General features: G+C 49.4%; 6 protein-coding genes. 2 read left to right on the top strand and 4 right to left on the bottom strand.

Going from position 1 to position 16,559, the window contains the following annotated elements; translation table 11 throughout:
• Positions 1-668: 668 nt before the first annotated feature.
• Positions 669-1,073 carry a winged helix-turn-helix transcriptional regulator gene (locus NE637_RS09840; protein ID WP_227117832.1) on the bottom strand — a complete coding sequence of 135 codons (405 nt, stop codon included), beginning with the start codon at positions 1,071-1,073 and terminating at the stop codon, positions 669-671.
• 371 nt (positions 1,074-1,444) lie between these two features.
• Here NE637_RS09840 and NE637_RS09835 point away from each other — a divergent pair, with 371 nt between their 5' ends.
• Complete coding sequence (locus NE637_RS09835; protein ID WP_227117833.1) at positions 1,445-2,392, top strand: aromatic alcohol reductase; 948 nt, start codon at positions 1,445-1,447, stop codon at positions 2,390-2,392.
• Positions 2,393-3,682: 1,290 nt separating this feature from the next.
• A complete protein-coding gene (locus NE637_RS09830; protein WP_227117834.1) occupies positions 3,683-4,561 on the top strand; it encodes a hypothetical protein in 879 nt (292 codons plus the stop codon).
• Positions 4,562-4,598: 37 nt separating this feature from the next.
• Here the strand turns inward: NE637_RS09830 and NE637_RS09825 are convergent, their stop codons facing one another.
• From NE637_RS09825 to NE637_RS09815, 3 genes are all read right to left on the bottom strand, one after another.
• Positions 4,599-5,474 (bottom strand): helix-turn-helix domain-containing protein, encoded by an 876-nt coding sequence (locus NE637_RS09825; RefSeq protein ID WP_215647131.1) that lies wholly within the window; start codon positions 5,472-5,474, stop codon positions 4,599-4,601.
• Between the two features lie 873 nt (positions 5,475-6,347).
• Positions 6,348-13,949, bottom strand: coding sequence for a beta strand repeat-containing protein (locus NE637_RS09820; RefSeq protein WP_227117835.1), 7,602 nt, complete (start codon positions 13,947-13,949; stop codon positions 6,348-6,350).
• An 851-nt stretch (positions 13,950-14,800) separates the two neighbouring features.
• Positions 14,801-16,543, bottom strand: a complete 1,743-nt coding sequence (locus NE637_RS09815) for a HAMP domain-containing methyl-accepting chemotaxis protein (RefSeq protein ID WP_192113598.1) — start codon at positions 16,541-16,543, stop codon at positions 14,801-14,803.
• Between the last annotated feature and the right edge of the window lie 16 nt (positions 16,544-16,559).

Genomic DNA, 16,559 nt, shown 5'->3' with positions numbered 1-16,559 from the left:
ACCAAAGCTGCCGATTGCCGCTTAACATGGCGTTCGAATTTGACGACCTACCTCACGTTGATTGGCGGACCTTTTGAAACTGGCGTATTTATGCTGTGGCACAAAGATAAATGGCTTTCCCCATGCTTGCGGGATTTTATGGCCGTGTGCCGCGAACACCTGATGCGGGAGTAGATCAAGTCCCTGTAGAATCCATTTGGTCGGCTGCACGGGGAGGCAAACGGTACTGCCGCTGGGGAAGCATTAAAAAGCATAGGATTCCACGGCATCAAAAATTTTCAGCCACGGTGGGCGTGGATGGCACCGACAAGTTGGTGCCTTATCTGAACAATGAAGCTGAAAACACTTCAGGCAAGTACCGCCCTGCGCACACGCCTTCAGGCTTTTTTGCAGGCGCAAATCCAAAGGGGTTGAAGCATCGGGTGCCGGGGGCCCCTGCCTAATAGCTCGCAACACCGTCCGCAGATTCGCAATTTTCACTTCTTTCAGAAAGAATCTGAGCCACAAGGGGCTAACACATCTGTCCATATCCTCCTGGATGCAAGCAGCAGGCAGGAGTGCGATTCAACTTGCCAACCGGGCCTGTTTTGCTGTGGTAACCGCTTAGTTTTGTTAATATCACCATCTTCTTAATGGAACCGTCTGGCATCTGGTTTTGAAGGAAACCATCAACCTCGCTGGCTTTCATATCGAGATCTTGCCTCGCGAAAACGGTCAGATGATGTAATAATCCAGTGCCATACCGGCATTATCTGAATAAGCATTTCTTTGCCCAGGCTTGTAATTTCGTAAACAACTCGGAGCGGCTTCTCATGGTAATCGTGCCGGACGATAAGGCCGTCCCGCTCCAGTTGACGTAGCGTGCGCGTCAACATTCTCTGTGTGATTTCGCCAAAATGGCGACGGATTTCTCCATGCCGCAGGGGGCCAGAGGTTCCCAAGATGTGCACCACCCCCAATGACCATCGGTTCCCCGCGTGTGTAAGTATTTCTCGTTTCAGACCATCATCGTCATTGGTTAGCCCTTCACACAACTCTTTTGAAAGTTTCAACATAGCGTCCCAGTCTTCCACTTTGCCTCCTATAGTAATCTTGCCCTGTTCGCCAAAAAACATTTTCAGGTGCGCATCCTCATCCACCTGCCGCAGACGCTTTCCGTCAATGATATCCGCCTCGCAAAATTTGCTGCGCCATTTGTAAAGGTCCTACCCGAGATAGCGTTTGACGACACAGGTCAACAACGCGAACTTCGGCCTTATCTGCCGCAGCATTCCAATAATCTGTTCATCGGCAAACCTACTTTTCTTCATTCTTGTACTCCTATACTGGAAACACTAACTTTTCAATGCCATATTTTTCAGAGATGCCACAGTATCATTCGTGTGCCTAGTTGAGTTTTCATTTTTTTCTATGTTAACCTAAAGCAAAATTAAAGGAGATAGATATGATGTTGTTAACAGAAGAATCCACAAATACAGTCCTCGTGCTTGGTGCTGGACAACTTGGAATGCCAGTATTGCGCGCTATGAGTAAAAAAACTCACAAAAATCCATCGACAAAAATCAGCGTATTACTCAAAGAGGAAGCCAGTCACGCAGTTTCTGGTTCACGAAAAGCGAGGCTTGATGAACTCAGAGAGTTAGGAATATCTGTGGTAGAAGGGGATCTGCAAAGACAAAGTATTGATGAATTGAGCACCATTTTTCGACAGTTTGGCGCGGTAATCAACTGTAGTGGCTTTGTTGGTGGACCAGGAACGCAGATCAAAATTACCACGGCTGTGCTCAATGCAGGTGTAACTCGCTATTTTCCATGGCAATTTGGTGTGGACTACGACATAGTGGGGAAAGGAAGCGGGCAAGAGGTATGGGACGAACAACTTGAGGTGCGTCATCTTTTACGTGGGCAAAGCGAGACCGATTGGACCATTGTCTCCACTGGCATTTTTACTAGCTACCTCTTTGAACCAAGTTTTGGTGTGGTCGATGAAAAGAAACATACTGTATATGGCCTCGGCGACTGGCAACACTCTATAACGCTAACAACCCCCGAAGATATTGGCATGTTAACGGCTGAAATATTCTTTTATCAGCCTGAGATTCGCAATAAAATTGTTTATATTGCTGGAGATACTTTAAAATACATTGAAATTGCAGAACTAATGGAGAGTCGATGGGGGGATATAACTGAGAGAAAATTACTGACCAAGGAAATGCTGGTCGAGGATGTGCGCAATTCCCCAAATGACACAGCAGCGAAATATCGACTCGCCTTCGCACGTCCTGACGGCGTGGCATGGAGTATGGCAAATACTTTTAATTTTCAGCAGGGGATTAAGACCACAACCGCCGTGCAGTGGCTTGCAATCCATGACAACATTTACAGCGACTGACGCGAAAGGCCAAGAGTGAAACCCGCGTTTCCAGCATCGCTATCTAGGCCTAAATGAAAATACAGGTGGTAGACTATGCAACGTTGGGCGGAGACTTGGACGTTGAGCTTGGCAAGGAAACCTTTGCTTGGACTCGGCTATGGCCGCAAGCTTTAGAGCACCGCACTGACCCAAGTTTCTGATCCGGTGTGGTATGAGCCATGGTGATAGTTTTGCTAAAGCCTGCAAAGGCTATTGGGGATGAAGAAGAATTGCAATGTGCCCGGCCTCATTTTGCGGATGTTTTTTCATGCAAGCCATTGCTACATGGTTCATAAACGGGGTTACAAGCCTTCGAGGACAAATAAATTTCAATAATTTCAGATTATTGAAATTCAACATATCAAATGGTGCCGAGGTCCCCTCTTGGCGCTATCTTGAACTCCAGGAGAGTTCGAAGAAGCCCGCTAAGCTAACAGCTTGGCGGGCTTTCTGTTTTTCTAAGCATACAGCCAAGCCTAGCTACGCCCGGCATACCCAGCATTGGGGCCAACTCTGGAGATACGAAGACTAATGAGACAGTTGGAAGCTATTTCAATGTCCTCAGAACGTAACACATTGCTGGACGCGTGTTTTCCAACATTTTCATCTTCCACATCGCACCATAGCAAAGGCAACAGGACCGTGAAGGATTTTTTTGAAGGACCGCAAGTGCCGGAGCCGATTTTCCGGCTCTTGCGGCTTTGGACTATGCGTTACAATAGCCAGCATCAGAGTGATTCACGTCACCCGGCATACTGCGCCGTTCGAGAACGTCACACATCTAAACATATCCACAACTCACACTCCGGCCCAGGCTTTCCGCAATATCCAAGCAATCTACTCAATTTTATTTTTGGTGCTCGCATATACCTGGAGCAGGTATTTTTTGACAGCACAATACGTTTATGGATCGAGTTATTGTAAATTTGATTCACACAGTGTTGTTAAAAATACAATTCAATATCTTCTTCACATGGCATCATAAATTACGAGATATAGCAATTTAGCTTATTAAATATATCTAGCATTAATAAAATATGCTCCTAACATAATTTATCCATATTATATCATAGTACTAAGCTTATAATTAAATTTTAGCATATAATATAATCTTGCATATTAATTAATTGCCATACGAATATTAATCACAAGAGTATTTATAAATAAAATTTCACCAGAAAAATACAAAATAAAAATTTCTTAACACAAAAATGAACACGGCCAATCCCTTAAAATCCCACAACAATACATAACAGTCAAAGGAAATTAATGATAATATCAGCAGAACACAGTGGATTCACTGCACAATCAAAGAACTCCAACATCTTTTACACAGCCCAGGATGTTAAAACTATTGTAAAGGTCACATGCAGTATCAAACTGAATGGAGCCATCAGAGATGTCTTGTGCCACGGGTACCTTAGCGAGACAATCGGACGAGAAGCAAAACTGAAGGTTGTTGACCAAACAATCATTGAAAGGCCCTGCAAAATTTACCCTAATGAATTTGAATACTTTTTCTGCCTTAATAAAAACTATCCGCAGAGAATGCGACTGGGCTATATGGGATGCGGTAAAATACTTGGCGTAAAAAAGAATGCGGATCATAGCATACAGGCCCTGCTCTTGCGATTTGCTGCTCAAAATGTTGTTCGCCGCATGCGGAGAGACCGAAGAATTGACTGGTATCCCGAATATTCCAAGGCGTCCGGGGTGATGCGTATTGACCAGATTCCTGCAACCAGGCACGACTTAAGGGAGTTGATTCAAAACCATTACCATCTCGCAGCCCTCAGATCGCAAATAATAAACATTTCTGCGGCTGGCGCGTGCGCCTTATTGCCAGATGCCCCGGAACTGAAGAGCCTGTCTGCTGATCACGGGTTGATGCTTTACATAATTTCTGATGGAATCAACCTGGCCGATGCCACCTATGTCTTTTTATGCAAAAAAATTGGCATAACAAGCAGTGATGCAGTCGATACCTTAAAATTGAGAATGCAGTTTACCCACGAGCTGAATTTGAGAAACAGTAATTCCAGCTTAAGCTGGAGTGAAATAGCTAATACAGGCTCATTACGCTTAAACAGATTTATTCAGGATATCTGCTGCGACGAAAAAGAAAGCAGTTATCCTGAGCAAATCTGATACGATACGGAGACATTACCGACAATTGGATACCACGCTACTCCTTGTTAAACTGTTGTGGAGATACTCCATGACATCGCTTAAACACATGGCAAAAGTGGGCAAGATCAGAAAATCCGCAAATTGCGCTTATTTCCGTAATTGTATGTTTTGAATTACGCAACAAATCTTCTGCTCTTGCTATCCGCCTCTGAATGATAAATTTGTGCGGCGTCATTCCCACAGTATTTTTAAATTTTGTCGAAAATGCGGTTCTATTCTGGCGCGCGACCTGAGCGAGATCTTCAACAGTAAGCTTTTCCGAAATATTCTCGTCAATATATTCGCATACGCGCTGCAACTGCGGCTTGCTCATCCTCGCCCCATAGAAGCAGCTTTTTATATCATACATATCACATATATACCGTAATGCTCCCTGCATTGTTTCATCAAGACGCAAACTTTGCATATCCGGAGCAAATAACGGCATCAAAATGCTTTTTGCTACAGCTGAAAACTGCTGATTATGTATACCGTGAATAGGGTACACTTTGCTTGCATCAATCTTGCATCCCATTTCTTCTGCAAATTCGTTCAAAAAGCTGGGGTCAAAAAACACATGTATGGACATGCAATCCTCAAGATAGGACGCCTTGAGCGCTCGTCCTTGCGGATTTATTGATGCATTGAAGGCCGCTATTTTCATTTTTTCCAGATGCCAGTTTTCCACCTTCCGATCTATCTTGGTATCCAGAAGTGCAATGGAGAACCAAAGCTTGTCCACGGGAGGTTGCACGATAACACTCCCCGCCTTTTCAAGTGACAAAACAATACTGCCAAAATGCGCTTCAATTTGCTTTATTGTTGTCACGCCTTCATGGCTTTTCCAGTTTTTGAAAAATGAATTTATTTTGTTCATTGCTTCGTGTTCCATAAGAGATTTCAAACAGTAAAGTATACCCATGCATTAGCCTGCATAACACAGTCTGAATAATTTTATTAAAGCTCACTTCCGGCTTTTTTATAAATTAACTGTGCAATCAGCATCATTTTTCATCAAATACCTGCACATCAAGCTCATATTTCCATTTTATCAAATGCATACACGCACTCACGCTAGTGACGCAGCCACAAGCATGCTTAGTTTTTTCCACTTGGCGATATCTGCGCACACCAGATGATGCGCGCTTGTTTTTTCCATCACCATAACAACTACAACTATTAAGTTATAAACCATAAAGACACTCAACAAATAGCACTACAACACCAATGAAATAAAAATTATCATACTTGTCAAATAAAAAATATTCATATTACATAATAATTGAATAAATTTTATTTCACAAAAAAATTTAAAAAATTTAATACAGTATTATATTAAAAAATTATTAACATGATTTACGACATGAATTCGAACATAACAGTTAACACAGTCAAAATATAACACAAAACAACAACACTTATGCCATAAATTAAAATGACAAAAGATGCATTTGCTGCCGATATATCAAGATGAATGCGAAAAAAGAGATTTAATTCAGAATGGCAGGTGAGTTAATCCTGTGACAGAATATTTGCCGCAGCAGTGATGACAACAATGACTATGTCCCCTCAATCAAGGACATGCCTATAACCATTGTTTGTCATCCAATCATACAGCTTTCTATAAACGCTGCATCATGATTATAAAATTAATTTAAAGGAAGCGGCATAAGCACATAAGACGGAACCCTTCTTCCAGAACGGAACCCACAGGCTGACGGCCAATCAGTAAAGTCAGCTGTCAGCCTGTGGGTGGGTCACTTCTCTAGCAACCTTCAATTTGGCGCATGGCCGTATTTACTGATTCTTGCGCTTGTGCAAAGTGTTCAGCAGAGTCAGGCGCGTTCGCCCACGCGGAAGCACTCGCCTCGCCATCCACGCCATGTACGTCGCCTCCACCGGCAATGTGCATACCGGTGGAATTTTCATTCATCACAGCAGGCATGTCCGTCAGGCTTGCGACAAACCCTCCTGAGACAGATTCCCCATACTGATGTGCGTCACCGCTAACGCCGCTACTCAGAGACCCCTCTGCAAACAGGCCGTCAAGCGACTCATCGCCCAGGGTGAGCACCAGGTCAGCATGAATTTCGCCTTGTTGCCCGGCAGTTGCGCCAGCAACAGGTCCATCTGCGTTTTGGTTCAGGCTATCCCCATGAAACAGCAGACCAACATTTTCACTGCCGTAAAACGAGTTGTCGCTCAGCAAATCATCCAGAACTGGCGAGTCCTCATGCCCATTCTCCGTGGACGGCGTGACACTATCGGTATTTTCAGCCAGATGCGTATCCAACTGAGGATGCGCACCAGTGTTCAGTTGGCCGCCCAGACTTTGAAGGACATCGTGAGTCGCTCCATCTTCAGCATGATCAACAACGCCGGTTACATAGTGTTCCGTTGCCGGATGCGTATCCTCGGCAGTGTATCCCTGAGCAGATGTACCCTGCGCGCCAGTGCTGTCATCGTGATGGGATAATTCTGCCCCGCCGGAACCAATGGCAGCGTCGCTGCCCGCTTCATCCAGAGCATGATCGCCGGCAGTATTCGGTGCCTCAGCCCCCTGAACCGTTCCCAAACCTGCCGCATGCGCGGCCTGTCCATCATCGGATGCACCAGAATGAATGCCGTCTGTACCGCTATGTTCAGCAACATCCGCCGCCGCAAACATCATGGGAGCGGCGGTAGCCGCAGGATCGTGCAGGTGGCCGTAGAGACCGTCCGGCACGATGGAAACACCGTTGTCGTGCAAAACGTACAGAAGGTCGTTAAACGTTGTCAGAAAATCTGCGGGCAGATTCGCTGCATCCAGACCGTCAAAGCTGATACTGGTCAGCCCGCCAGCAATAAGATTGTCGGACGTAATGCCATTGAGCCACTGGCCGTAACGTTCTGCGAAGCTTTCCGTGCTGGAGGCCTGAAGTATGAGCGTGTACGTGCCGTCGGTAGCAATGACGTTCAGGCTGCCGGATTCAACCGCGCCGTTAAGCGTAACCGTATTGCTGCCGCCGCCCACATTGATCTGGTTGCCGCTGCCCTTGACGGCTCCATTAATGGTTACATGGTCGTTGCCTGCCCCAGTGGTAATGATGTTCCTGCCGCCGTTAGCGGTCTGCATTGCGATGCCACCGCTCAGGGTGATGCTGTCGCCATCGCCCCCAGCCTGTGAATGCCCGGTGATGTAGTTTACGGCACCGCCACCCTGCGCCCACATGGCAATAGCCTTCTGAGCCGAAGCGGCCGTGGCAGTGATGGTCACGGTCAGCGGTATGTCGGCTGCGGAAGCAATGCTGTTGCTGCCGGAATTGAGGGCATGCATGCCATGTGCATCGCCAGAGCCAGTATTGCTGGCGGAAACAGCCACTGCGCCGCCGTTGGTCGTAATGCTGTTGGCGCCGAAATTTTCGGCAAACATGCCATTGCTGAGGCCATTGGCGGAACTGGAGGCATCTACAGATACAGAGCCGCTGTCCGTAGCGATGCTATTCTTGCTGCCGGACGAAAAAGCCCACATCCCGTAGCTTCTGCTGGCGCTGTCCGATGAAACAGCCACATCGCCGCTGACCGTTTCAATGCTGTTACCACCAGCATAATTGGCAAACATGCCATAGCCATCGCCAGTACTTGCATTGCCTGTGCCGGAAATCGCCACAGATCCAGTTTCAGTGGAGATATTATTCTTGCCGGAGCTTACGGCAGCCATGCCGAATGCGTAACTGCTGCCGGTTCCTGAGACTGAAGCAATCACAGAGCCACTCTGGGTTGTGACGTTGTTGGTGCTGCCAGACCCGCTGGCAAGCATGCCGAAACCGTCATTGTCGCCAGTGCCGGATCCCGTAATCGTCACGTCACCAGACCGGGCTGTGACGCTGTTGCTGCCGGAAGTTGTTGCATGTATTCCCCCAGAAATGAACGTAGCGCCGCTTTGGGTGGCAATACTATTTATTCCTGAATCAGTGGCAAGCATGCCCTTACTGTCTTCTGAGCCGGAACCGTCAGCAAAAAGGAAGACATCACCGCTGTTTGTGGTAATTCTATTGGCACTTCCTGCGGAATCGGCCCACATTCCAGTGGACGTTGTGGGACTTCCGCTCTCAACCATTACAGCACCGCTATCTGTTTCTATGCTGTTGGTGCCCGCATTTTGGGCAACCATGCCATAACTTTCTCCACTCTCGGCAATTCCGTAAACCACTGCGGAGCCAGAATCTGTAGAGATACGATTACTTCCAGAAGCAAACGCAGCCATGCCATACGCAGAACCGCTGTCGGCAGCATTGCCGTATGCGACTACGGAGCCGCTCTGGGTAACAATACTATTGCTGCTGTCCGCACCGCTGGCAAACATGCCATAGCTGTCCTTATCTCCAGCGCCGGAGCCAGTAACCGTCACGTCGCCAGACCTGACTGTAACGCTATTGCTGCCAGCATTCTGGGCAAACATGCCCGCACCTGTGCCGTTTGTGCCCGTGCCCTGAATGGAGATATTCCCAGCTACGGTCTCTACGCTGTTCTTGCCGCCTGTGGCATTAGAAAACAGCCCATAACCGGCGGCTCCGCTCCCCGACACATCAATATCGCCATTTTTTGTGGCAATAGAGTTGCTGCCAGCGCCATTGACGGACATGCCGTAGCTGTTGGACGTAGTGCCTGAACTCTTGGCCGACACATCCACATCACCATCGCCAGTGGTGATGGTATTGGCGCCAGTTGAAGCTGTGTACATGCCGTAGCTACTACGGGAGGCCGTTGACGACACGTTCACATCCCCGCCTTCCGTTGTGACGGAGTTCTGCCCGTTAAAGGTCGTGGACATGCCGTAGCTGCTGCCGGAAGTTGACTTTCCTGAAATGTTCACTTCACCGCTCGCTGTAACCACCGAATTGGCACCGGACAAAGCATCCATACCGCGACCAACACCGGAGGCAGAACTGCCGGTCACAGTCACATCGCCGCCTTCAGTCTTAACGGCATTTTTGCCACCAGAGGTATACATGCCAGACCCGGCAGAAGTAGTGGATTTGGCGAGTACATTTACGTCACCGCTGGTTGTACTAATGGAATTATTGCCATCACTATATGCTGCCATAGCGAAGCCAGTACCGGCGACTCCCGAGCCTGATACGCTCACATCCCCGCCAGCGGTGGTAACAGAGTTAACAGCGCCATTGTTGCTGGCATACATGCCGTAACCGTAGCCTGTAGTGCTATTGCCCGTCACATTTACTGTTCCGCCTTCTGTGGAAATAACATTATTCCCGGCAGCGTTCGCATTCATACCGAACCCGCTGCTGCTATTGTTGGTGTTGGCCGTTCCCATCACGGTAATATTGCCGTTTTCCGTGGTGATGACGTTGCTGCCGGGTGTTGCTGTAATGGCATTGTTATTGGGTTCGCCAGCACTCATCATACCAACGGCGTTGCTGGTGCCAGTGCCCGAAACAGTGACATTACCATTTGCAGTGGTAACGCTGTTGGTTCCGTACTTGTTATACATGCCTATCGGGCCAGAAACTTGCACATCGCCATCTTCAGTGGAAATGGAATTACTGCCGCCACTGGCATGCATGGCAGTGCTTGTCCCAGAAACAGTCACGCGCCCATCTGCTGTGGTGATGGAATTTTCGCCAACGGTCGCATGCATTCCGTAGCCGGTGGAGCCCGAACCCGACACCTCTACATTTCCGCTTTCTGTGATAATGGAATTATGACCGGAATTGCTTGCAGACATTCCATAACCAAGGCTGCCGCTGCTCACACCCGACACGGTTACGTTGCCATCCTCGGTGGTTATGGAATTACGACCAGAGGTGGCGTACATGCCGTAGGCATTACCGCTGCCAGAGGGGCCGTTTCCTGCACCCGACACCCTGACATCGCCATCTTCTGTTGTAATGGAGTTGCTGCCGGAACTGGCCGCATTCATGCCGTAGCCGATGGTTCCAGAGCCTGTAACCTCAACGTTGCCACTTTCGCTAGCAATGGTGTTACTGGCAACAGTGCCAGAATCATAAGCCCACATACCTGCACCGCTGCCCTTTGTAGAGGCGGCAGCCACCGCCACATCACCATTGGCCGTGGTAATGGAGTTGCGACCGGAGGAGGCCCCCATGCCATAACTGGAGCTGCCTGGGGAGTTGGTGGTAGAGGTGGCGGTCACCGTTACATCGCCACTTTCTGTGGTGATGCTGTTGCTCCCGGAAGAGACCGCAGACATGGCATAGCTGTTATTTGAGGTGGAGGTTCCCGACACAGTTATATGGCCATCTGCTGTGGAGATGGTATTGCTGCCGGAAAGGGTGGCATACAGCCCGTAGCCATTGCTGGCGCCAGAGACTCCAGACACGTTCACATCACCGCCGGAAAGGTTGTTCACACCGCCAGATTGGGCAGACAGGTATCCGTTCACAGCGATCTTTCCGTTTGATCCAGCATCAATGCTGTTATTGCTCCCGCTATTCACAGCCCACAAGGCCGCGCTGCGATTACCGGTAACAGTAATGTCGCCGCCGCGGACAGTGTTACTGCCGCCGCTATTGGCATTAAGGCCTTCGTAGTAGGCCTCGATGACAACCTTTCCGTCAGGTCCAGCATCAACATTATTTGTGCTTCCGCTGCCTGTGGCAAAGACAGCAGGACTACTGGTACCGCTGGTAATGGCAATATCGCCGCCGCTGACATTGTTTACGCCTTGCTGGGCGGCTCCCAGCCCTCCCCATCCACCATTGATTACAATCTTGCCGTCAGAATCCGCAGTAATCGCATTGGCGCTATTATTGCCCGTAGCAAAGACGGCAGCCCGCGAGTTCGAGTTTTCAGTGCTGGTAATGGTAATATCGCCGCCATTCACAACATTCTTACCTTCCGCTCCAGCATAAAGGCCATAACGGGCACCATTTATTGTAACTTTACCCTCAGCGCCAGCATCAATTTCATTTACGCTTTGGCTCCCAGCGATGACGGCATAGTTTAAGCCAGTTATGGAAATATCACCACCCGTGACGCTGTTCGCACCGCCTCTCTCGGCAAAAAGCCCGGAACCGCCAGCGGAAATCTCCACCTTACCATCTGTACCCGCAGAAATTTCGTTAGTGCTGCCAGCGTCAGCTGCGTAAACACCATGCTTTGACGATGCAGTGATAGAAACATCATTACCCGTAAGGCTGTTCTTGCCGCCGTTTTCAGCACTGATGCCCGTGGTTTCGGCAGTGACAGAAAGCGTACCGCTGGTAGTGATCGTGTTCTTGCCGTTTTCAGAGGCGAGGACGCCAGCATCGTAGGCACTTGTGCTGGAGATGGAAACATCGCCGCCGTTTACGCTAATAGCATTTTCGCCAAAACCGGCATTCACACCTGCATTGTTACTGTTGATGTGAAGCGAGCCATTGTTTATGGCAAGATCGTTCTTGCTGTCATAGAAGGCGGTCATTCCAGTTCCGCCAGAGTTTATGACAACAGAGCCATTATCAACGGCTACTTTGTTGGTGCCGCCGAAATGAGCAATGATTCCATCCCATCCCCATCCTGAATTCACATTGACATCGCCGTTTGTCACAGAAACGGTGTTTACCCCGTTTTCGTATGAATGGATGCCGCGACCAAGCGCGTTGATATTCAGGCTCCCGTTTGTAACGTCAACATTGGCGGCGCTGGCGGTGCTGGTAGTAATGCCCCATGTATCAGTATCAATATTTACTGACCCGTTTGTGGCGGAGATGTTATTGGTGCCGTTATCATATGCGGCAATCCCTGCCCAGGCCGACTTGATGTTAATATCACCGTCAGTCGTCGAAACCGTGCTGGTGCTGTTTGCATTCGAACGGATGCCTTCTTCCCCGGAAGTGATATTGACGTTTCCACCCGTTGCCGAAACGGTATTGCTGCTGTCGTTTTCGGCATAAAGCGCGGTACCGTCCGCATCAACGCGCACATCCCCACCCTTGACCGCAACGGTGTTGGAGCCGCCATCGGTTGCACGAATGCCCGTGCCGCTGGCATCAACAAGCAGTTCACGGCCCAGGATGGTGTTTTCGCCGCCGACGGCGTCTATGCCATGGCCAGAAGCGTTGTGGATATGAACCTGCCCCTTGCCCATGCTGATGAAGTTCTCAGCGTTGTCGCCCTGCACGGATACGCCGCCCTGCACCTTGAGGATGCCATCCGTAGAGGTAACCTGCGTGGTGGAGCCTGACACCGTATTCACGACACCGGCGTTGAGATTGATGGTATTGTAGTCGTCAGCCATCAGAGAAGGATCGGCGGAGCCGCTGGCGTGGATTGAGCTGCCGCCAAGCACTGTATCGTTCAGGACGATTTCATCGTCCTTGGCTGATGAAATTATCGAATAGGCACCGCCCCCATTTTGCCCCTGATGAAACTCGCCAATATTATCGCCTGCAATGTTGCCGCCATATTCGCTGTCGTGGGCGGCAGAATCGAAGGTCTGATCCTTGGTGGCTATCAGCTCTACATTGTAGTCAAACGTATTGCCCGTGCCCCGGTCGAGTACCGATATCTGGATAAAATCCACAAGCGGCTTGCCGTTCACGCCCAGACGCTGCATTTCAGCAATGCCCTCGGGCGTCAGACGGAATTCAAGCCGCCCGGTGCTGTAGTCAAAAGCCACGTCCACCCAGGCATCCTGCCAGCCATCTGGCAAGGTTGCAGTCACGCTGAAACGCGCCCAGGGGGCTGCACCGGTAAAATCCAGATCGCTGGCGGAAACAGCGGAAGGCGTGCCGTTATTCTCGGCAAAAAACACGTTGGTGCTCACATACTCGCCGCTCTGACCGTTGCCGTACAATACGGCACGCACAAAGGGGCCAGAAGGAAAGGTGGGGCCTTCGGGGCCGGGGGGAATTGAGGGGCCTTGGCTGCCGGGATTGTCAGAACCAACGCCAGCAGCGCCGCCCAATTCTGCCCCGCCGGCAACGGCAAGGGTAGGATCCAGAGTTGCCAGCTCTGCCGGCGCCGAAACGTTCAGCGTCGGAGTTTCAGCGCTATCGAGATGCCCCAGACCAGACGCGAGGGATGAATCCGAATGTTCGTTGTATCTTGCCCCTCTTTCCGCAGTTTGCGCGGCAGGCCCTGCGGCCGGAGCAAGGTCCGGCCCGAAAACACTGAAGAATTCCGAGCCAGGCAAAATCTTTCCATCGACAGCAAACTCCGGCAGGTTGGTCTTGTCGTACTGGGCGTAGAAGCCTTCAATAGCGATACTGCCGCCGTCGGCAAAGCTGAAAACAAGGTTATCGCCACTGCGCTCAAGGGTTGCCTGATCGGTCTGAAAATCCAGATGTATTGTGGCCTGTGGTTCTGCAGGAATAGAGATACGCTGACTGGGGCCAGGGGTGGTGAGAGTAATGGTGGACATGGTTAATCCCCTTTTTGAAAGCAAAATATTTTAGATAGATACAGCATGTGAAAAGCACATTGACTGCATCGCGTATTATCTTTTGAGAAAAGGCTGGAGAATGTACCAGCGTTCAGGGGTGCTTGTTCCCGCGTGTTGGGAACAAGGAATCCTGAGTTTGTCGCGGCGGCATCGCTGCACACACCGGACAAAGATGGAAGGGCAAGGGAAACCTCAAGGCTTCCGCTGAAAATCAGGTGAATTGCGAACATTGCCACCTGATTCAGCAACGCTGCCAATTAATAGTTAGCTATCATTATCAATAAGGTCAAGATCAGCTAACCTCTGGGAGCCACATCAGCTATACCGCATTATATCGGGTAAAATTATAATAACCGATAAAAAAATCTGTATAGCTAATTCCTCTCAGATCAGACAGTTATGTTGCCCCTATATAATCAAGTCACAAAAAATATTGATTGTATAATCAACATGAATCATAAGAAACATTTTTTACAAGAACTAAAAATATCAGGCAGTTGAAGCACTGTGAAAAAAGTTGAAAAAAAATTTCCAGCAGCCACCTCTCAACAGAGGCAGACAAAACAAAAATACAGTCATTACTCTTTGCAGGGAACCAGCCGTACACTGGCAGAATTACAAATATTGTCAGCAGACTATTCAGCCTTCCTCACCTCGCCCTGCAGCAGGAACAGACAGAAAAGCGGCGGCCACCGTAGAGGTTAAGCCGCCGCCATATGCCTGCACATGGCTTTGACAGAAATTGCCAGAAGGCGCGTGAAAGAGAGACGAAGCCTTATTTACCGGGGCAAGGTCAATGTGCCATGGGCAAATCTGACAAGATCGAACAGTTAGGCATTTTTAAGGTCGGTAATAATGGCGGCCAGCCGTTGAGCCTGTGCTGCCAGGTCGGAAACAGCCTTGCTCGCCTCGCTCATGGCCAAGGCGGTTTCGCGAGAAATGGAGTTGACATGATCGACCGACTGGGCAATTTCCTCGGCTGAAGCAGATTGCTCTTCGCTTGCCGTGGCAATACCCTGCACCTGATCGGCGGTCTGTTCTGCGAGCCCGAGAATCACCTTCAGAGCTTCCCCGCTTTTTAACGATAGCTCTGTTGCAAGATTAACCTTATTAACTGCAGCATCCATGCGGTGCACGCCATCCTGCGAACTTTCCTGGATGGCATGAATGGCTTTACCCACATCGAGTGTCGAAGCCATGGTTTTCTCGGCAAGTTTGCGCACCTCGTCAGCCACCACGGCAAATCCGCGACCAGCATCGCCTGCGCGCGCCGCCTCAATGGCGGCATTGAGTGCCAGCAAATTGGTTTGATCAGCAATGTCCGAAATAACGGTCATAATCTCGTTGATGGCCTGGGCATGCCCGGAAAGCACATCCATACTGACCTTGAGAGCAGCAGCATCGTTTTGCACATCAGCAATCGCACTCTGGCATTGCGATGTCACATTATCTCCGGAACGGGCTTTTTCCTGCATTTCTGCAGACAATTGCGCGCCATAGGAAGCATTCCTCGCCACCTCAAGCACTGCAGAATTCATCTCGCCCACAGCGGTTGCCGTGTCTGCTATACGCTCTGCCTGCTGTTCTGCACCCCGGGAAGATTCTTCAATTTGCGCAGAAAGCTGCTCTGAGGCAGAAGCAATGACGTGCACCACGTTTTCCAGCTGGTTCGCCGCGTCAAGCAGGCCTTCCTTACGCGCGGTCTCTGCACGGTGTTGGGCCTCCACGGCTTCGCCCTGAGCAATACGGGCGCTTTCCGCCGCCTCACGCGCCCTTACCGATTCTTCCTGAGCGTGCTCAATATTCACCTTCAGAGCGTTCACCATGGCAATAATGGAATCGTACACGCCGAGCTTTGGGCAGCCGTCATCAACATTATAATCGCCTTCAACAACTCGGTGCGCAATGGCGTTCAGTTCACTGGGATCCTTGCCAAGCTGCTTGTGGGTGCCGCGAACGATAAACACAACAGCACCAATACCAATCAACAATGCCGCTACAAGCAATGAGCTGACCAGAAGTCTGGCCCTTTCATAAAGTTCGTCACAAGCTTTGCTGGCTGCGTCGGCTCCTGCAGTATTAATATTTACAAGTTCCATAAGAGATGCATTGCTCTGCTCAAAAAGCATTCTGGATTTTGTCCTGAACATATCGATCGCAGCTTCCAGTTTATTGTCATTTGAAAGCTGGATTATTTGAGCGCTTACCTGAATGTATTGTGCCCATTGCTTCGAAAATGTGTCAAAGGCCTGCTCTTCTTTTGGCGAAGATATCAGCTTAACATAACCAGCCTTTGATTTATCAAGTGCGGCTAAAGCATTTTCCATTCGATTTTTATAAACAGAGTTCTCTTCCTCTGTCTTGGCATATACGAACAAGGCCTCTGCAAGCCTGTATTCTGACGTCAACAGAGTTGAATTCATCACGCTGCGTGTGGAGCGCAACCAGTTTTCACTTATATCAGTTGACCCCTTGTTGATGTTTGCCATCTCAATCAGGCTGAAAACCCCAACTAATGTTGCAAGCAGCAAAAGGAATCCAGACATGAGTGTAAGCTTGACACTAAGCTTCATATTACCTCCAATCATA

This window comes from Desulfovibrio desulfuricans (assembly GCF_024460775.1).
Classification (GTDB): domain Bacteria; phylum Desulfobacterota; class Desulfovibrionia; order Desulfovibrionales; family Desulfovibrionaceae; genus Desulfovibrio; species Desulfovibrio desulfuricans_E.
This window is presented reverse-complemented; position numbering and strand designations above follow the sequence as displayed.

Excerpts from the sequence above, each read along its gene's own strand:
- NE637_RS09835 (WP_227117833.1), top strand. The coding sequence starts at position 1,445 with ATGATGTTGTTAACAGAAGAATCCACAAATACAGTCCTCGTGCTTGGT.
- NE637_RS09830 (WP_227117834.1), top strand. The coding sequence starts at position 3,683 with ATGATAATATCAGCAGAACACAGTGGATTCACTGCACAATCAAAGAAC.
- NE637_RS09825 (WP_215647131.1), bottom strand. The coding sequence starts at position 5,474 with ATGGAACACGAAGCAATGAACAAAATAAATTCATTTTTCAAAAACTGG.
- NE637_RS09820 (WP_227117835.1), bottom strand. The coding sequence starts at position 13,949 with ATGTCCACCATTACTCTCACCACCCCTGGCCCCAGTCAGCGTATCTCT.
- NE637_RS09815 (WP_192113598.1), bottom strand. The coding sequence starts at position 16,543 with ATGAAGCTTAGTGTCAAGCTTACACTCATGTCTGGATTCCTTTTGCTG.